Source organism: Bordetella tumulicola (assembly GCF_965138755.1).
GTDB lineage: Bacteria > Pseudomonadota > Gammaproteobacteria > Burkholderiales > Burkholderiaceae_B > Bordetella_A > Bordetella_A tumulicola.
In genome coordinates this window covers 329,474-348,116 of sequence record NZ_CBCSFP010000001.1, presented here as the reverse complement: position 1 = coordinate 348,116, position 18,643 = coordinate 329,474, and the positions used below count along the sequence as shown (strand labels likewise).

Sequence of the window (18,643 nt, the reverse complement as noted above, 5' to 3'; positions counted from 1 at the left end):
TGATACGTCAGAAATATGACAATAATAATATTAATGTTACACGAATGAATCGGTGGCTCAGGCGGCGTTATGGCGCTGGCACAAACCCATTGGGTGCCACTGCGCGAGTCGGGGCGGCCGAGCGCAGCCGGGTGCCGTTGCGATCGACTTCAATCCCCGTGGGAGAGACCTCGACAAGCGCCAGGCCGGGGGCAATCTCTGTGCCGACGCGATAGGCTTGGGCCGGAGCGCCGTCGATGCTTAGCACGGCGGAGCCTTGTGGCCCCGCGGAAATCAGGCCCAATACGGAAATCTGGGTGTCAAGGACGCCATCCGTGCCGAACAATCTCGCGACGGCCCGTGTGTCGGAGCCGGCGTCGTTGCTTGTATTGAGGGCTGGGGGCAGGTTCGAAGGGGCAGGCGCCAGCAGAATCGCGCTCCATAGGCCTACGCCCGTCGCAGTGGCCAGGATTGCCAAGACGCGTACCGCACGCGGGCCGGTGGGCAGGGAAAACATGGGACGCAGACGCATGGGATAGGACGTCAGTGATAGCGAAATCGTGGACTCTAACAGAGTTTCATGGCAGCAATACGTGTTCGGAGCCCATCATGCCTGATGCCTACGCGGCCTGGGCTTGGGCCTTCAGCAGGAATATTTCCTGGCATTGTGCGCAGATTTCACGGGTGACGTGTTGGCGGACATGGCCGCGGCGCTCCAGCATCCCGATATTACGAGTGGGCCGACCTAACTCATCGGGAAGGGACAGGATGCGCAGATCGGGGCTGCTTGACCAGTTGGATCCATTGAGCAGAGGCAGCACGGTGACGCCGACTTCCTGTCGTACCAGTTCCACCAGAGTTTCAATCGCGTTGAGCTCCAGGAATTCGTCCACGGGTACGCCTAAGCGCCGCAGGACGCGATCGATCTGCCGGCCGGTGCGCTGCGTGCGATCAAAGCGCAGAAATGGGTTGGCAGCCAACACCGCGTGGGCAGTCTGCCCCTCGATCGACGCGGGTGCGACGACAACCAGCGGCTCTTCGTAGAGCGGCGTCCAGTCGATGCTGGCAACTTTGCGGCTGCTTTCTACGACAAAGGCGGCGTCGAGCTCGCCCGCGTCGACCTTGCTGGCCAATTCGCTGGCCTTGCCCGAGAGCACGCGGACATCCAGCGCCGGATGCTCTCGTTTCAGTTGGGAGACGACCTTCGACAGGGTCCCCATGCACGAGACGATTGCGCCGATGGAGACGGCGCCGGCGAGCTTTCCGGGCGCCGAGCGGGGCAGTTTGAGGCGATCGTAAAGGTCGACCAGATGCCGGATATCAGGCAGTAGCTCGCGCCCGGCCGCGTTCAAGATGGCTAGCCGACCACTGCGGTCGAAGAGCTCCCGGCCGAACTCGCTCTCGATGGCACGCATCTGAAAACTGATCGCCGCCTGGGTCAAGGCGACTTGTTCGGCCGCCTCGGAAAACGAGCCGTGATGGGCGACGGCCAGAAAACTGCGCAGAAAGCGGATGCTACTCATAAAAATATTTTGTGCGTGATAAAAATTATTCAAATTGATTTAATCAAATCACAAGAGTAAGTTCAATAGTCTTGTCTAACTGTTGTAATCCTTGAGCTCGTGCGCCCATGAAAAATTTCGATTGGAACAACCCCTATCCGTCGTTCCGTATTCCTCAGTTTGCCCGCAACATGGTGTCTACCTCGCATCCTCTGGCCGCGCAGGCCGGGTTGCGGATGTTGCTCAAGGGCGGAAACGCGGTTGACGCGGCGATTGCGGCGGCTGCCACGATCACGCTCGTCGAGCCGGTTTCCTGCGGCCTGGGCAGCGATTGTTTTGCCATCGTGTGGGACGGCAAAGAGCTTCACGGCCTGAATTCCTCGGGTGTGGCGCCTGCCGCCTGGAATGTGGAGTACTTCAAGCGCAAGTACGGCACCGATGCCAATGGCCTGGCGATCCAGCCTAAGCGCGGCTGGGATGCCGTGACCGTGCCGGGCGTCGTCGCGGGTTGGGCCGCGCTGCACGAGAAAATGGGCAAATTGCCGTTTGCTGACTTGTTTGAACCCGCTATCGAGGTGGCCGAACGCGGTTACGCCGTGCCGCCGGTCGTGGCACACAAGTGGGCCGCCGCGGTCGACGAATTGTGTGATCAGCCTGGCTACGCACAGACGTTCCTGCCCAATGGCCGCGCACCCAAGCCGGGCGAACATTTCCGCATTCCGGATGCCGCCTACACCTTGCGTCGTATCGCGGCCAGCGGCGGACGCGATTACTACGAAGGCGAGATCGCCGAGAAAATCGCGGCCTTCAGTAAAGAGTGCGGCGGCGCGATGACGCTCGACGATTTGCGCAACTATCGCCCCGACTGGGTCAAGCCGATTTCCAAGTCGTACCGTGGCTACGAGTTGCACGAGATCCCACCGAACGGGCAGGGGATTGCGGCCCTGATGGCGCTGGGCATCTGCGAACAGTTCGATTTGGCCAACATGCCAGTGGATTCGGTGGCGTCGCAGCACATTCAGATCGAGGCCATGAAGCTGGCCTTCTCGGATCTGTACCGCTATGTGAGCGACCCGCGCAGTATGGAAGTCACGCCCGAGCAAATGTTGTCGGATGCGTATCTGCAAAGCCGCGCCAAGTTGATTCGTCTGGATGGCGCCACCGATTTCGAACCGGGCCGTCCGCACGCTGGCGGGACGATCTACCTGACCGCCGCCGACGAAAGCGGGATGATGATCTCGTTCATCCAGTCGAACTACATGGGCTTTGGGTCGGGCGTGGTCGTGCCGGGCACGGGCATCAGTCTGCAGAACCGCGGCGTGGGTTTTTCGATGGATCCCAAGTCGGCCAATGTGGTCGAAGGCGGCAAGCGTCCTTTCCACACGATTATTCCCGGCTTTCTGACGCGGGGCGGCAAGCCCGTGATGAGCTTTGGCGTAATGGGTGGCGATATGCAACCGCAGGGTCATCTGCAAACCGTGATCCGCATGCTGGATTACCACCAGCAGCCCCAGGCCGCGTGCGATGCGCCGCGCTGGAAGGTCAACCGCGATTTCACGCTGGACATTGAGTCCACGATGAATCGCGCGACAGTCGATGGCTTGCAGGCCCTGGGGCACAAGCTGAAGTCGGTGGATGATCCCTATATGGATTTTGGTGCGGGTCAGTTTATTTGGCGCATGCACGAAAGCGACAACGAACTCGGCTATGTGGCGGCGAGCGATCCCCGTCGCGATGGCCAAGCCGTCGGTTTTTAAGCAAAATAAGAAGCTATATACGACATAAACCGGCGTTCTTGCGAGCGCCGGTTTAATGCCTACAACGCTGAACAAGGGAAAAAAAATGATGAAGCTGAAGGCTTTCAAACTGGGACTATGCGCGACATTGTTGGCGGCGGCCTCGGGCACCGCCATGGCGCAGGATTTGCGTATCGGATTGCAAGAAGACCCCGATGTGTTGGATCCCCATCGCGCTCGTACCTATGTGGGTCGCATTGTCTTCACCTCGCTGTGCGACAAGTTGGTCGACGTCAACCAAAAACTGCAGTTCGTGCCGCAGTTGGCCGAGTCATGGTCATGGAATGACGACAACACCGTGCTGACCTTTAAGCTGCGTGGCGATGCACTGTTCCACGACGGGACCAAGTTTGATGCCGCGGCGGCCAAAGCCAACCTTGAGCGTGCCAGGACACTGAAGGACAGCATGCGCAAGGGCGAGCTGGGCTCCATCGATACGATCGAAGCACCGGACGCGCAGACGCTGGTGCTGAAACTGAAGCAACCCGACGCGACGTTGTTGGCCGCGCTGTCGGATCGCTCGGGCATGATGTTGGCGCCCAGTACGTTCTCGGAAGACGCTGCCGCGGTGGGCCGCAAGCCGATTTGCTCGGGACCGTACAAGTTTGTCGAACGGGTCCAGAACGACCGTATCGTGCTGGAGAAATTCGATAAATACTACGGTGCCAAGGATTTCGCTTTTAAACGCGTGACGTTCCTGCCGATCCCCGATACGACCGTGCGTTTGTCGAATCTACGGGCGGGCGGGCTGGATATCCTGGAGCGGATGAATCCGTCCGACGCGCAACAGGTCAAGAGCGATACGTCGTTGCAGTTTGTGCACGTGTCGGGACTGGGCTATCAGCAGTTCTATTTCAACACCGGTAATGGCAAGCGCAGCGAAGCCAATCCTTTTAAAGATGCGCGTGTACGCAAGGCGTTTGAGTTGACGCTGGATCGCAATATCATTAACGAGGTCGTGGGCGGCGGTATTTTCGACCCCGCCAATCAACCGTTCCCCCCGGCGAGCCCGTATTTCAGCGATAAATTCCCGATTCCGGCGCGTGACGTCGAGAAGGCGAAAGCGCTGTTGAAAGAAGCAGGCGTGGAGCAGGTCAAGGCGGAATTGTCTTTCGGCAACAACACCACGACCTCGGCGATTGCCGAAATGGTACAGGCCATGTCTGCCGAGGCCGGTTTTCAATTGAGCCTGCGCCCGACTGAGTACGCAGCGATGTTGAGCGAGGCGAAAAGCGGAAACTTCGAAGTCATGATGCGCGGCTGGTCGGGTCGCGTAGATCCGGATGGCAACATCCATCAGTTCGTGACGTGCAAGGGTGCGCTGAACGACGGTGGTTATTGCAATCCAGAGGTCGACAAGCTGTTGAACGAAGCGCGCCGGGTTCCTGATGAAGCCAAGCGCAAAGCGATCTATGATCAGGCGCAGACTATTCTGCAAAATGACACACAGTCGGTCTACCTCTACTATCAACCATGGCCTTTTGTGCTGGCCAAGAAAGTTCAGGGTTTCAAGGCCTATCCCGACGGCATGATTCGCCTGAAAGGCGTGACGTTCGCGCAATAAACGCGGGGCATCCAGCCAGACTGACGATCGGGCCGTGCTGTGCGCACGGCCCGTGCATTTAGCAGCCCATCGTCTGCAACCCAACGTCTCAGGTTTCCTTTATGTTCAGAATTATCCTGCGCCGCGTGCTCGTTGCGATCCCAACCCTGATTTTGGTATCGGTGATCGTATTCATGCTACAGAAACTACTGCCCGGCGACCCCGTGCTTACCATGGCGGGCGAAGAGCGCGATCCCGTTGTCCTGGATTTCCTGCGCGAAAAATATCATTTGAATGATCCCTTGCCCGTGCAGTACGGTGTGTGGGTCATGCAGGTTTTGCAGGGTGACCTGGGTAACTCATTGCGTACCGATGTGCCGGTGAGTCACTTGATTGCCCAGAAATTACCCGTCACGCTGCAACTGGCAGCGATGGCGATGTTTTTTGCGATATTGATCGGTATTCCCATGGGCATTCTCGCCGCGGTGCGCAAGGGCACCGCGACCGAGATGGGGGCCAATGTCGCGGCCTTATCGGGGATGTCTATCCCCAATTTCTGGCTCGGTATTTTGCTCATCATGCTGGTGTCAGTGAAATGGCGGCTATTACCGGCGTCGGGCTATGTCTCGCCTTTTGATGACTTTTGGCTGTCGATGAAAACAATGCTGATGCCGGCATTTGTGTTGTCCACCGCGATTGCGGCCTACCTGATGAGACACACACGTTCGGCCATGCTGGAGGCGCTCAGTGCGGATTATGTGCGCACCGCCCGCGCCAAGGGCGTGTCGCCGCGCAAAGTGGTGCTGCGCCATGCGTTACGCAATGCCCTGATGCCTATCGTGACGCTCGTGACGCTGTTGTTCGGTGAGTTGATGGCGGGCGCGGTGCTGACCGAGCAGGTGTTTACCATTCCCGGTTTTGGCAAGCTGATTGTCGATGCCGTTTTTACGCGCGATTATGCCGTGGTGCAGGGCGTCGTGCTGTGTGTCGCAGTGGGTTTCATCGTGATGAACCTACTGGCCGACATTCTTTATATCCTGGTTAATCCCCGATTGAGGCACGCATGAGCGCAACGACTGCTACGGCTGCCGCCGTCACGCCTCCCCGCAGCCGCAATCGCGCGTGGGGAAAATTCAAACGTAATCGTATTGCCTTGCTGGGCGCAGTGATCGTTCTGGCGATGGTCCTGTTGGCGGTGTTCGCGCCGCTGCTGGCGACGCACGACCCGATGCAGACCAGTTTTATGACGATTCGCAAGGCGCCGTCCGCGACGTTCTGGCTGGGATCGGACGAGTTGGGCCGTGATATCTATAGCCGCATGCTGTATGGGGCGCGGGCGTCGCTGATGGCGGGCTTGGTGTCCGTCGTGATCGCGCTGATCATCGGCGTGCCGTTTGGATTGGTCTCGGGCTATTTCGGCGGGTGGATCGACAGTATCGTGTCGCGCTGCACGGAAGCGCTGTTGGCCATTCCGTTTTTGATCCTGGCCATTGCGCTGGCGGCTTTCCTCGGACCTAGTCTAACCAATGCGATGATTGCGATCGGGATTTCCGCCGCACCGAAGTTCGTGCGTCTGGCGCGTGGTCAGGTGTTGGCGGTAAAGAGCGAGGATTATGTGCAAAGCTCGCGGGCGCTGGGCGCATCGGACACACGTATCGTGGTGCGTCATATTCTGCCGAACATCATGCCGCCGTTGATTGTGCAGGCGACGATCACGATTGCAACGGCCATTATTGCCGAGGCTAGTCTGTCGTTTCTGGGGTTGGGCTTGCAGCCGCCGAATCCATCGTGGGGCTCGATGCTGAATACTGCGAAGAACTTTATGACGCAGGCGCCGTGGATGTCGATTTTTCCGGGCTCGGCGATTTTCCTGGCGGTGTTGGGTTTTAACCTGCTGGGCGATGGCTTGCGCGATGCGCTTGATCCACGGCAAGAGAAGTAGGCGGGATGACAATCATGGAAGAAAAACGGGTAGTTCAGGTCGACGGCTTGACGGTGCATTTCAAGACGCCGGACCGACTGGTCGAGGCGGTACGCGATGTGTCGTTTCATGTGGACCGCGGGGAAACGCTGGCCATTGTGGGGGAGTCAGGGTCGGGCAAGTCGGTGACGTCGTTGGCGTTGATGCGCTTGGTGGAGTACGGCGGCGGGCGCATCGTCGGCGGCGATATGCGTTTGCGGCGTCGTCATGGCGAGGTGCTGGATCTGACGCGCGCCAATGAGACGGTGTTGCAGCGGGTGCGTGGCGCCGATGTGGCCATGATTTTTCAAGAACCGATGACGTCGCTGAATCCGAGCTTTACGGCGGGGACGCAGATTGCGGAGGCGCTGCAGTTGCATCAGGGGCTAGATGCGACGGGCGCCCGGGCAGAGGCGTTACGGATGCTGGAGCGGGTACGTATTCCGGAGGCGCGTTCGATTCTGGATCGTTATCCGCATCAATTGTCGGGCGGGATGCGTCAGCGCGTGATGATTGCGATGGCGTTGTCGTGCAAGCCGCAGTTGCTGATTGCGGACGAGCCGACGACGGCGCTGGATGTGACGATTCAGGCCCAGATCTTGCAACTGATCCGCCAGTTGCAAGAGGAAATGGATATGGGGGTGATCTTTATTACCCACGATATGGGTGTGGTGGCGGAGGTCGCGGATCGTGTGCTGGTGATGTACCGGGGCGATAAGGTGGAGGAGGGAGGAGCGGATGAGATTTTTGGTTCTCCTCAGCATGCTTATACGCGGGCGTTGTTGTCGGCGGTGCCGCGTTTGGGCGCGATGCATGGGACGGATGAGCCCATTCCGTTCCCGTTGTTGCGGGTGACGGATACGGCCAAGGATGGGATTGCGGATGAGGACTCGGCTGTATCAGAGGCGGCAGGTGATGGGCTGCCGAGTACGGTGCGTCGGAATGAGGGTCCGGTGTTGCGGGTCAAGGACCTGGTGACGCGATTCGATATTACGGGCGGCATTTTGGGTCGGGTACAGAAGCGTGTCCACGCGGTGGAACGTGTGAGCTTTGATCTGTATCCGGGTGAGACGCTGGCGTTGGTGGGTGAGTCTGGCTGCGGGAAGACGACGACGGGTCGATCTTTGCTGCAGTTGGTCAAGAGCCAGGGCGGCCGCATTGAGTTTGATGGCCAGGATATTGGCAGTTTGCGGGGGGCTGCGATGCAGTCGTTGCGTCGCCATATTCAGTTTATTTTCCAGGATCCGTTTGCGTCGCTGGATCCGCGGATGACGGTGGGCTATTCGATTATGGAGCCGCTGCTGATCCACGGGGTGGCCAAGGGCCGGGCGGCTGAGGATCGGGTGCGCTGGCTAATGGATAAGTGCGGGTTGGTACCGGATATGATCGGTCGTTATCCGCATGAGTTTTCGGGTGGACAGCGTCAGCGTATTTGTATTGCGAGGGCGTTGGCGTTGAATCCGAAGGTGATTGTGGCGGATGAGTCGGTGTCGGCGCTGGATGTGTCGATTCAGGCGCAGATTGTGAATCTGTTGTTGGATCTGCAGCGCGAGTTTAGTGTGTCACTGCTGTTTATTTCGCATGATATGGCGGTGGTGGAGCGGGTGAGTCATCGTGTGGCGGTGATGTATTTGGGCCAGATCGTGGAGATCGGTCCTCGTCGGGCTATTTTTGAAAATCCGCAGCATCCGTATACGCGCAAGTTGATGGATGCGGTACCTATTGCGGATCCCCAGCGTCGGCATCGTCAGCGATCATTGCTGGTCGATGAGATTCCTAGTCCTATGCGCAAGGTGGGGGATGAGCCTGTTGTGGCGCCTTTAGTGCAGGTGGGAGAGGGGCATTTTGTGGCTCGGCATGGGGTGGGGGTTTATCAGTAACGTAGGTACCGGTGATGGCGGGGGATTTAGGGCGGTTGCGGGTGGAGGGCGTAGTTCTTTTGGCGCCCCGTCCTCGCGCGCAGCGNCAGGCGGGCAATGGGTGGCGCTGGCCCNTNGNNTCGGCTCAGGCGCAAACCATGCGCCTGATGTCCCCTGCGGGGACTTCCCTCCACTCAAAGGGCCAGCGCCACCCATTGCCCGCCTGACGCTGCGCGCGTCGGGACGGGGCTGCACTGTTGTGTCGGCTCGCGGGTGTACACCAAGGGGCGGATGTTTTCTGTAGGGGCTTCTCTGCATTCAAAGGGGCCGCGTTATCCGTTGTCCGCTTGGCGTTGCGCGCGTCGGGACGGGGTTTGCATTGCACTGTTTTGTGGAATGGGGTCTTGGTGGCCGTCTTGTATTATGGGCGGTCTTTTTTTGCCTTGGCGTGGAATTTTTATGGCTTTGCGGGCGACGATTTATAAGGCGGATCTGCATGTGGCGGATACGGATCGGCATTATTACGGGAGCCATTCGTTGACGATTGCGCGGCATCCTTCGGAGACGGATGAGCGCATGATGGTGCGTTTATTGGCGTTTGCGTTGCATGCGCAGGACGGGCTGGCGTTTACGAAGGGTTTGAGTGATACGGATGAGCCGGATGTCTGGTTGAAGGATTTGACGGGCGCGATCGATTTGTGGGTGGAGGTGGGGCAGCCTGATGAGCGGCGGATTTTGAAGGCTTGTGGGCGTGCGGGACAGGTGGTGGTGTATTGCTATGGAGGCCATGCCAGCAAGGTGTGGTGGGATGGTGTGCGCGGCAGGCTGGAGCGCGCCCGGAATTTGCGGGTGGTGTATTTGCCGGATGGGCAGACGCGTCAGCTCAGCGAGTTGGCTGAGCGGACGATGGATGTGCATGTGAATGTGCAGGATGCGGCGGCGTTTGTGTCTGCGGACCAGGGGTCGGTGACGGTGGAGCCAGAGATTTGGCGTTAGTGGGCTGGGTCGACAGGACGCTAGTGTGCGCTGGGTCGGCGGGACGTTAGCCCGTGTTGGAATATCGGAGAGCTAGCGGGCGCCGGACTGGGCAGGGGGGCTAGCTAGCGGGTGCCGAAGTCGCCAGGTGCTAGCGGGTACTGGACTGGCGGTGTTGTTCGACGATTTTCCAGAAGGCGGGCAGGAAGCATTCGGCGACGAGCAGGGGTTGCCGGTAGCGCCAGAAGACTGAACGGCGGGCCCATAGAGGGCCTGGATCGTCGGGGCTTTGGATGGCGAGGGCGCTGCGGTGAAAGGGGACGGGCGAGGCGAGTTTGCGGCAGGCGAAGACGGAGCGCTGGATGGTGCGATCGTGATAGAGCATGTCGGCCAAGGGACGTGTGCGCAGACGCCGTATGCCTTGCCAGACGCCGTGAGAGGCGTTCAGGGGGGTGAGGCTGCGGGCGGTGACGCTGTCTATGCCGTCGATGGACATGAGGATTTCGCGTACCCAGACGGGGCTGTTGGGGGTGAGCGCCATAGCGTGGGCTTCATCTGGCGGGATGCCCTGGGGGTATTCGTCCAGGACGCGCAGGGTGACGGTGCCGAGTTGGCGTAGTCCCGCGGTGAGAGCGCCGGGCCGCAGTAGCCAGTGTTTGTGGTCGGGGGGCAGTGAGGGCGGGAGTGTGGTCCGCCAGCCTGGGGCGAGTGGGGGAAGTGCTGTCATGGTGTCTATTATGCCAAGCCGGCGGTGGTTTGCGAGGTGGACGCTTGGGATAGTTGGGTACTGGCTGGGACAAGCAGATGGGGATGAGCTAGGCATGATCTGATCTTGGCGGAGTAGGTGTGATGGGTGCCTGGGCCTAAAATGCGAGGTCGCCTCGGGGTATGGGATGGGCCAGCGCGGCTGGTGGATTGGGATTATGGAAAAGATACGAATTTCGAAGTTGATGTCTGAGCGCGGGCTGTGTTCGCGGCGTGAGGCGGATGCTTATATTGAGCGCGGCTGGGTCAAGGTCGATGGCGTGGTGGTGTCTGAGTTGGGCGCACGTGCGTTTCCTGATCAGGTGATTACGCTGGAGCGTGCGGCGCAGGCGCAGCAGACGTCTCGTGTGACGATTTTGATTAATAAGCCGGTAGGTTATGTGTCGGGTCAGGCGGAGGACGGCTATACGCCGGCGGTCGCGCTGATTGATGCGGGTTCTCGCGACAGGAATGATCGATCGTCGTTGCGTTTTTCGCGTGGACATTTGCGCGGGCTGGCGGTGGCGGGGCGATTGGATATTGATTCGCAGGGGTTGTTGGTGCTGACGCAAGATGGTCGGGTTGCGCGCCAGTTGATTGGCGAGGATTCGAGTGTCGATAAGGAATACCTGGTGCGCGTGCAGGGGCGCCTGGATGAGCGTGGCCTGGCGTTGCTGAATCACGGGTTGTCGCTGGATGGCAAGGCGTTGCGGCCGGCACAGGTGAGTTGGCAGAATGCGGATCAACTGTGTTTTGTGTTGCGCGAGGGCAAGAAACGCCAGATTCGCCGGATGTGCGAATTGGTGGGCCTGAGGGTCGTGGGTCTGAAACGGGTGCGTATTGGCCGGGTCAGGCTCGGTGATTTGCCCGTGGGGCAATGGCGCTATTTGCGGGAAGACGAGCGCTTTTGATTGTGTGTGACGTGGCGGTGCTCGGTACGAGGACGCTCAACACGTGATATCAGGCCGCGTGCCGGTATTCATCAGATGCCGATGTCGACAAACGATCCATTTCAGTCGATTTCGGGATCCCATTTTCTTAATTAAGACTTAATACGCCTAGGCTATTCTCGATACGAGTTTGCCAGTGCGCAGTCGTTCTATCAGAAACTCGATGAAGATTCGGGTTTTGGCGGGTACGAGGCGCGTATTGGTGACGGCGTAGACGGGAAAGGGGCCGGCGCTCCAGTCGGGCAGGACGCGTTGCAGGTGTTGTTCTTCGACTTCCTGGAGCACGTTGGTCGAAGGGCTCAGGATGGCGATGCCGGCGCCTAACGAGGCCAAGCTGCGAACCATGGCGATACTGTTGACAGAGAACCGTTTGCCGGGCGTGATCTCCATGCGTTCGTCGCCGCGGGACACGGGCCAGCGCGTGACGCGGGCGTTGTTGGCGCGGAACTCCAGGCATTCGTGTTGGGTCAGATCGCTGGGGTGTTGCGGGGTACCGTGACGCCTGAGGTAGTCGGGCGAGGCGTAGAAATGGGCAGACAGGTGGCCGAGTTGGCGGGCGATCTGGCTTGAGTTGGGCAGGTCGCCGATCTCGATAGAGATGTCGCAGGTCTGGAAGACGCGTTCGGCGTGGTCGGGGCTAGCCAGATCCAGGTAAAAAGTAACTTCAGGATAGCGTTGAGAGAATTCGAGGAAGGCTTCGGCCAGAAAGTCCGTGCCAAAATCCGCTGGCATGTTGACTCGCAGCGGGCCGGAAGGCGTTTGGGCCAGTTTTTGCAGCTCTTCGTGAGCGATCTGGGCTTCGGCGACGATGCGCTGGCAGCGAACAAAATACAGTTCGCCGGCTTCTGTCAGCTGGACTTTGCGGGTGGTGCGGATGAACAGTTGCAGGCCCAGCGAGCGTTCGAGCTCGGCGACTTGACGCGAGACGGTCGATTTGGGGATGCCCAGGTTGTCGGCGGCGCGGCCAAAGTTGCGGGTTTTGGCGACTTCGACAAAGAGCTCCATGCCGTGCAGGCGTTTCATGGTGATGTCATCCGTGATATGCGACGGGTGAATTATCCCATATTTGGGATGATGTTTTCGCTTATTCCCTATTTGTTTCTGAATTGGGATAAAGCAAAATGCGGGATTGCGCAGCGCAACATGGAATGCTTGCGCGCGACGACAAGTGAATTAATGGAACAGGGCAGCCCATGCACGCCAACAGGCGTGATGCGGGCGCAGTATCGCTCAAAAAGGATCGTATGAACTACAACGGAATGCGGCGTGGCGCCGCCGTTTTGACCTTCGCGGCAACAGCGTTGGTGTTGGCGGCTTGCGGCGAGAGTACAGAGGCACCATCGGCGAGTAAGCCGCAAGTCAGCGTGGTGACCCTGGCGACTCGCCCTGTTGTTTTGACGACCGAGTTACCGGGTCGCACGTCGGCTTATCGGGTGGCGGAAGTCCGCCCGCAGGTCAGTGGCATCATCAAGAAGCGCCTGTTTACCGAGGGTGGCGAGGTGTCCGCCAACGAGCAGCTCTATCAGATTGATCCCGCGTTATATGAAACCAGCCTCGACAGCGCCAAAGCGGCGTTGGCGCGTGCGCAGGCACAATTAAAGACGGCATCTGTATTGGTGCAACGCTACAAGCCGCTGACGCAAACGCGTGCAGTCAGCCGTCAGACCTATGACGATGCGGTGGCGAGTCGCGACCAGGCCGCTGCGGATGTGCAGTCGGCGAAGGCCGCGCTCGAGACCGCGCGCATTAATCTCGTGTACACCAAGGTGCTGTCGCCGATCGAAGGGATTATTGGCCGTTCATCGGTAACCGAGGGCGCCCTGGTCACGGCGAATCAGGCCGATGCGCTGGCGCGGGTGCAGCAGATCGATCCGATTTACGTGGATGTCACACAATCCAGCAACGAATTGCTGCGTTTGCGCGGTGCGCTGGATAGTGGATTGCTGCAGCGCGGTACGGACAAGGATTCCGCGCGCGCGACGCTGACGTTGTCTAACGGGCAGGAGTACGCGCTGGAGGGAACGCTGGCGTTCTCGGAGGTCACGGTCGACGAAGGGACAGATTCGGTGACCTTGCGTGCGGTATTCCCCAACCCCGATCACAAATTGCTGCCGGGTATGTTTGTGCGTGCCCGCATTCTCGAAGGTACCGCACAGCAGGCTTTGCTGGTGCCGCAGCGTGGCGTGACGCGTAACCAGCGTGGCCAGCCCACCGCCCTGATCGTCAATGCCGAAAACAAGGTGGAACTGCGCATCTTGAAAACGGATCGCACGGTTGGCGATCAATGGCTCGTGACGGATGGGCTCAAGGCGGGTGACAAGGTCATTGTCGAAGGCCTGCAGAGTGTGCAGCCCGGCACCGAGGTGACGGTCAAAGATTTCGTGGCGACGCCGGCGGCCCCTGCGATCCAGCCAGCTGCGGCTTCTGCCGCGGCCAAGTAAGGAGTTCGCATGGCCAAGTTTTTTATTGATCGGCCAGTCTTTGCCTGGGTCATCGCTATCGTTTTGATGCTGGCGGGGATCCTGTCGATTACGGCGCTGCCAGTTGCGCAGTACCCCAATATTGCGCCGCCCGCCATTGGTATTCAGGTGACGTACCCAGGTGCGTCGGCGCAGACGGTGCAAGACAGTGTGGTGCAGGTCATCGAGCAGCAGATGAACGGCATCGATAACCTGAACTACATGACGTCGGAAAGTAACGCCGACGGCAGCATGAGCATTACGCTGACGTTCGCCCAGGGCACTGATCCGGATACGGCGCAGGTGCAGGTACAGAACAAGCTGGCTGTCGCGCAGCCGTTGCTGCCCCTGGAAGTGCAGCAGCAGGGGATTCGGGTCACCAAGGCGACCAAGAACTTCCTGGTTTTTGCCGGGTTCATCTCGACCGATGGCTCGATGACCAAAGAAGACTTGGCCAACTATGTGGCGGCCAACGTTCAGGACCCGGTTAGCCGTACGGAAGGTGTCGGTGACTTTCAGTTGTTCGGCTCACAGTACGCGATGCGCATTTGGCTGGATCCGGCCAAGTTGTTGACGTACAGCCTGACGCCCAATGATGTGATTGCGGCGATCGAAGAGCAGAACGTGCAGGTGTCCTCCGGCGCGCTGGGCGGCTTGCCATCGGTGCGCGGTCAGCAGTTGAACGCGACGATCATCGGCCCTACGCGGTTAGAAACCGCGCAGGAGTTCGAAGAGATTCTTCTCAAGGTCAACACCAATGGTTCGCAAGTGCGCTTGCGTGACGTGGCGACAGTGTCGCTGGGCGCACAGAACTATTCCATTGACAGCTACTACAACGGCCAGCCCGCGACAGGTCTTGCTGTCAAGCTGGCGCCCGGGGCTAACGCACTGGACACGGTAGCAGCCGTTAAAGCGACGATCAGTGGTCTGGAGCGGTATTTCCCGCCGGGCATGGCCGTCGTGTATCCCTATGACACCTCGCCGTTTGTGTCGTTGTCGATCGAGAGTGTGATTCATACGCTGATCGAAGCCATTATTCTCGTGTTCCTGGTGATGTATCTGTTCCTGCAGAACTTCCGGGCAACCTTGATTCCGACGTTGGCCGTGCCGGTGGTGTTGCTGGGTACCTTTGCCGTGTTGGCGATGTTCGGCTATACGATCAATACATTGACCATGTTTGCCATGGTGCTGGCTATCGGCCTGCTGGTCGACGATGCCATCGTGGTAGTCGAGAACGTCGAGCGTCTGATGGCCGAAGAAGGCTTGTCTCCCAAGCAGGCGACCCGCAAGTCGATGAAAGAAATCACGGGGGCGTTGGTCGGGATCGGGCTGGTATTGTCGGCGGTGTTTGTGCCGATGGCGTTCTTTGGCGGATCGACGGGTGTGATCTATCGCCAGTTCTCGATCACGATCGTGGCGGCGATGACCTTGTCCGTGCTGGTCGCGATTGTCTTTACGCCCGCGCTGTGCGCGACGATGCTCAAACGGGTTCCCAAGGGGGACCACGGCGCCAAAACCGGCTTTTTCGGCTGGTTTAACCGGACGTTCGATCGTTCCAGTCACGGTTACGCCAATTCCGTAGCGCGAGGCCTGGGACGCACCAAGCGTCTGATGCTGATTTATCTGGTGCTACTGCTGGTGATGGGCTGGATGTTTACGCGCATTCCGACCTCGTTCCTGCCTGAAGAAGACCAGGGAGTTTTGTTTGCCCAGGTTCAGGCGCCTACTGGCTCTACGACTGAGCGCACGAGCGAAATGGTGCGTCAGGCGACACGCTACTTCCTCGAAGACGAAAAAGACGTTGTCGAGTCGGTGTTTGCGGTCCATGGTTTCAGCTTTGGCGGTCGCGGTCAAAACTCGGCCATCATGTTCGTCAAGTTGCGTGACTGGGATTCCCGTCCCGATGCCGAGCAAAAGGTAGCGGCGCTGGCGCAGCGTGCCAATGGGTATTTTGCGACGCATTTACACGATGCTCGCGTGGCCGCATTTGCCCCGCCCGCGGTGATGGAGTTGGGTAACGCATCGGGTTTTGACTTCCAGTTGATGGACCAGGCCGGTCTGGGCCACGAAAAACTGTCCGCGGCGAGAGATCAATTCCTGGCAGAGGCCGCCAAGAGTCCCGTGTTGGTGGGCGCCCGTCTGAACGGCATGGTTGATCAGCCACAGTATCAGTTGGACATCGACCGCGAAAAAGCCCGCGCCTTGGGTGTCGCAATTTCCGACATCAACACCACGTTGTCCACGGCGTGGGGAAGTTCCTATGTGAATGACTTTCTGGATCGTGGCCGTGTGAAGCGCGTCTATGTGCAGGGTCAAGCTGATTCGCGCATGCTGCCCGAGGATCTGAACAAATGGTACGTGCGCAATCAAAGCGGCGAAATGGTGCCTTTCGCGTCTTTTGCATCGGCGACATGGGTCTACGGTCCGCCGCGTCTGGATCGCTTTAACGGGGTGCAGTCATTCAACATCCAGGGTCAGGCCGCGCCGGGTTATAGCTCGGGCGAAGCCATGCTGGAGATGGAGCGCATTGCGTCGACCATGCCAACGGGCGTGGGCTACCAGTGGACGGGCCTGTCGTACGAAGAGCGGTTGTCTGGATCGCAGGCACCGGCCTTGTACATGATCTCGCTGCTGGTGGTGTTCCTGTGTCTGGCGGCGTTGTACGAAAGCTGGGCCATTCCTACCGCGGTGATGATGACGGTGCCGCTGGGCGTGATCGGTGTGCTGCTCGCGACGATGTTGCGCGGCTTGTCTAATGACGTGTACTTCCAGGTGGGACTATTGACCACCGTGGGTCTAACCGCGAAGAACGCTATTTTGATTGTGGAGTTCGCCAAGGCTCACTACGAAGAAGGCGCCAGTTTGATCGAAGCCGCCGTCCATGCCGCCCGCCAGCGTCTGCGTCCCATCTTGATGACGTCTTTGGCGTTCATCCTGGGTGTCACGCCGCTTGCCATTTCGAATGGCGCGGGCTCGGGCAGCCAGCATGCGATAGGTACGGGGGTGATCGGTGGCATGCTGGCGGGCACCTTCCTGGCTATTTTCTTTGTGCCGGCATTCTTCGTGGTGGTGATGCGTTTGTTCAAGATCAAGCGCCTGAGCGAACGCCACGATGATGACGATGACGATCCGCAGGACGAAACTCGCGCCTTGCCACATACGGCATCGACGCAGCCTGGGGAGCAACCGCAATGATGAATCCGAGTATGTATCGATCTTTTGTGACGCCGAGCCGCCTCAAGGCAAGAAGCGCCCCCTTGATGGGAAGCGAGCCGCAGGCGTGGCGTGGGGGCCCTTTTGCCGCCGGGCCGNCCCAAGGCAAAAACGCCCCCTCGGGGGGCAGCAAGCCGAAGGCGCGGCGTGGGGGCCTTTTCCTCATGGTGACATTGGCCGCGGCCTTGGCAGGATGCTCGCTCGCGCCTACCTACGAACGGCCCGAGGCGCCGGTGAGCGCGAACTATCCTACGGGAGACGCCTATGCGCAGCCCGGTCAAGCGCAGGGGGCTACTGCCCAGGCGCCGGTCGCCGATATCGGCTGGCGTGACTTTTATTCGGATCCGCTCCTGCAGCAATTGATCTCGATGGCGTTGACGGCCAACCGTGATCTGCGAGTGGCGGCGCTGAACGTGGAAGAGGCGCGTGCACAGTATCGTATCCAGCGAGCTGACCTGCTACCCAGCATAGGCGTGGCGGGGCAGGGCACGGTGCAGCGTTTGCCTGCTGACCTGAGTAACACGGGCAGCAGCACCATCAGCCGTTCCTACCAGGTCGGCGGCGCGGTGTCGGCTTGGGAGTTGGATCTGTTTGGTCGGATTCGCAGCCTGAGCGATCAGGCACTGGAAACGTACCTGGCGCTTGACGAAACCCGTATCGCCACGCAGCTCGCATTGATTTCCGAGACGGCAACGGCCTATCTGTTGTTGCGTGCCGATCAGGAGTTGTTGGATCTGACGAAATCGACGCTGGCGTCGCAGGAGGATTCCTACAAGCTGACCAAACAAAGCTACGATCTGGGCGTGGCGACAGAGCTCGACCTGAGTCAGGCCGAGGTCTCTTTGCGCACGGCGCAACGCAATTTATCGCAATATACGCGACTGGTCGCGCAGGCACGCAACGCGCTCGTGCTGTTAGTCGGGCAACCGTTGCCCGAGGGTGTCATTGCGCAGTTGGATCAGGCAAAGACATTGCCGGATAACGTCGTGCCGAGGGCTTTGCCGGCCGGTTTGCCGTCCGATTTGCTGGTGCGTCGTCCGGATATCCGCGCCGCGGAACATCAGCTCAAGGGCGCCAATGCCTATATCGGCGCGGCACGTGCAGCATTCTTTCCGACGATTAGTCTGACGGGCAACGCGGGGACGGCGAGCTCCAGCCTGGGCGGCTTGTTTGACGCAGGCTCGGGGGCATGGAGCTTTATGCCGTCGATTTCCGCGCCGATCTTTGCCGGCGGCTCGTTGCAAGCGGGCCTGGACGTCGCGAAGGTGCGCAAGAACATCGAGATTGCCACCTACGAGCGAACCATCCAGACGGCCTTTCGCGAGGTCTCGGACGCATTGGCGGGACAGGGTACGTTGCAAACGCAAATTGTGGCGCAACAGCAGCTCGTAGATTCGTATCAACGCGCCTATGATTTGTCGAGGCAACGCTTTGATCAGGGTATCGATGGCTATCTAACCGTACTCGATTCGCAGCGATCGTTGTATTCGGCACAACAAGTGCTCGTCGAGACGCGTCTGGCCCGACTGTCCAACCTGGTCACCTTGTATCAGGTACTGGGCGGCGGCTGGACCGAAACGACGGTCGCGGCTGCAACGCCTGAGGACGCGACCGTTCAGGGTGGCGCTACGCAACAAGCCCAATAGTGGGCTCGCTGCATCGG

Annotated in this window: 14 protein-coding genes; 10 read left to right on the top strand and 4 right to left on the bottom strand. The window is 59.5% G+C overall.

From position 1 onward, the window contains the following. Positions 1–67: 67 nt before the first annotated feature. Together ACNAZS_RS01630 and ACNAZS_RS01625 are read right to left on the bottom strand one after the other, a co-directional pair. The gene (locus ACNAZS_RS01630) at positions 68–511 is read right to left on the bottom strand and encodes a hypothetical protein (RefSeq protein ID WP_415785488.1); all 444 of its coding nucleotides are present in this window, start codon (positions 509–511) and stop codon (positions 68–70) included. An 88-nt stretch (positions 512–599) separates the two neighbouring features. Further along, the gene (locus tag ACNAZS_RS01625) at positions 600–1,502 is read right to left on the bottom strand and encodes a LysR family transcriptional regulator (protein WP_415785486.1); all 903 of its coding nucleotides are present in this window, start codon (positions 1,500–1,502) and stop codon (positions 600–602) included. 107 nt (positions 1,503–1,609) lie between these two features. Here ACNAZS_RS01625 and ggt point away from each other — a divergent pair, with 107 nt between their 5' ends. The 6 genes from ggt (at position 1,610) to ACNAZS_RS01595 (ending at position 9,635) form a co-directional block, all read left to right on the top strand. Next, on the top strand, positions 1,610–3,238 hold the full coding sequence (gene ggt, locus ACNAZS_RS01620; protein WP_415785484.1) for a gamma-glutamyltransferase: 1,629 nt from the start codon (positions 1,610–1,612) through the stop codon (positions 3,236–3,238). Between the two features lie 88 nt (positions 3,239–3,326). Continuing rightward, positions 3,327–4,841 carry an ABC transporter substrate-binding protein gene (locus ACNAZS_RS01615; RefSeq protein ID WP_415787015.1) on the top strand — a complete coding sequence of 505 codons (1,515 nt, stop codon included), beginning with the start codon at positions 3,327–3,329 and terminating at the stop codon, positions 4,839–4,841. 101 nt (positions 4,842–4,942) lie between these two features. After that, entirely contained in the window at positions 4,943–5,887 is a 945-nt protein-coding gene (locus ACNAZS_RS01610) for an ABC transporter permease (protein WP_415785482.1), read from the top strand. After that, complete coding sequence (locus tag ACNAZS_RS01605; RefSeq protein ID WP_415785480.1) at positions 5,884–6,762, top strand: ABC transporter permease; 879 nt, start codon at positions 5,884–5,886, stop codon at positions 6,760–6,762. Before ACNAZS_RS01610 ends, ACNAZS_RS01605 begins: the two co-directional genes overlap by 4 nt. Before the next feature lie 14 nt (positions 6,763–6,776). Next, positions 6,777–8,660 carry a dipeptide ABC transporter ATP-binding protein gene (locus tag ACNAZS_RS01600; protein WP_415787013.1) on the top strand — a complete coding sequence of 628 codons (1,884 nt, stop codon included), beginning with the start codon at positions 6,777–6,779 and terminating at the stop codon, positions 8,658–8,660. A 438-nt stretch (positions 8,661–9,098) separates the two neighbouring features. Continuing rightward, positions 9,099–9,635, top strand: a complete 537-nt coding sequence (locus ACNAZS_RS01595) for a YaeQ family protein (protein WP_415785478.1) — start codon at positions 9,099–9,101, stop codon at positions 9,633–9,635. A gap of 130 nt (positions 9,636–9,765) precedes the next feature. Here ACNAZS_RS01595 and ACNAZS_RS01590 read toward each other — a convergent pair whose 3' ends face one another. Next, positions 9,766–10,341, bottom strand: coding sequence for a chorismate--pyruvate lyase family protein (locus tag ACNAZS_RS01590; protein ID WP_415785476.1), 576 nt, complete (start codon positions 10,339–10,341; stop codon positions 9,766–9,768). A 196-nt stretch (positions 10,342–10,537) separates the two neighbouring features. On the opposite strand from ACNAZS_RS01590, the gene ACNAZS_RS01585 reads away from it, so the two are divergent. Continuing rightward, entirely contained in the window at positions 10,538–11,269 is a 732-nt protein-coding gene (locus tag ACNAZS_RS01585) for a pseudouridine synthase (RefSeq protein ID WP_415785474.1), read from the top strand. A gap of 147 nt (positions 11,270–11,416) precedes the next feature. Here the strand turns inward: ACNAZS_RS01585 and ACNAZS_RS01580 are convergent, their stop codons facing one another. Further along, entirely contained in the window at positions 11,417–12,331 is a 915-nt protein-coding gene (locus ACNAZS_RS01580) for a LysR family transcriptional regulator (RefSeq protein ID WP_415785472.1), read from the bottom strand. A gap of 236 nt (positions 12,332–12,567) precedes the next feature. On the opposite strand from ACNAZS_RS01580, the gene ACNAZS_RS01575 reads away from it, so the two are divergent. The 3 genes from ACNAZS_RS01575 to adeC all read left to right on the top strand — a co-directional run bounded on the left by ACNAZS_RS01575 (position 12,568) and on the right by adeC (position 18,626). After that, entirely contained in the window at positions 12,568–13,749 is a 1,182-nt protein-coding gene (locus ACNAZS_RS01575) for an efflux RND transporter periplasmic adaptor subunit (protein ID WP_415787011.1), read from the top strand. A 9-nt stretch (positions 13,750–13,758) separates the two neighbouring features. Continuing rightward, a complete protein-coding gene (locus ACNAZS_RS01570; RefSeq protein ID WP_415785470.1) occupies positions 13,759–16,962 on the top strand; it encodes an efflux RND transporter permease subunit in 3,204 nt (1,067 codons plus the stop codon). Between the two features lie 182 nt (positions 16,963–17,144). Then, on the top strand, positions 17,145–18,626 hold the full coding sequence (gene adeC, locus ACNAZS_RS01565) for an AdeC/AdeK/OprM family multidrug efflux complex outer membrane factor (protein ID WP_415787009.1): 1,482 nt from the start codon (positions 17,145–17,147) through the stop codon (positions 18,624–18,626). The last annotated feature ends 17 nt before the right edge of the window (positions 18,627–18,643 follow it).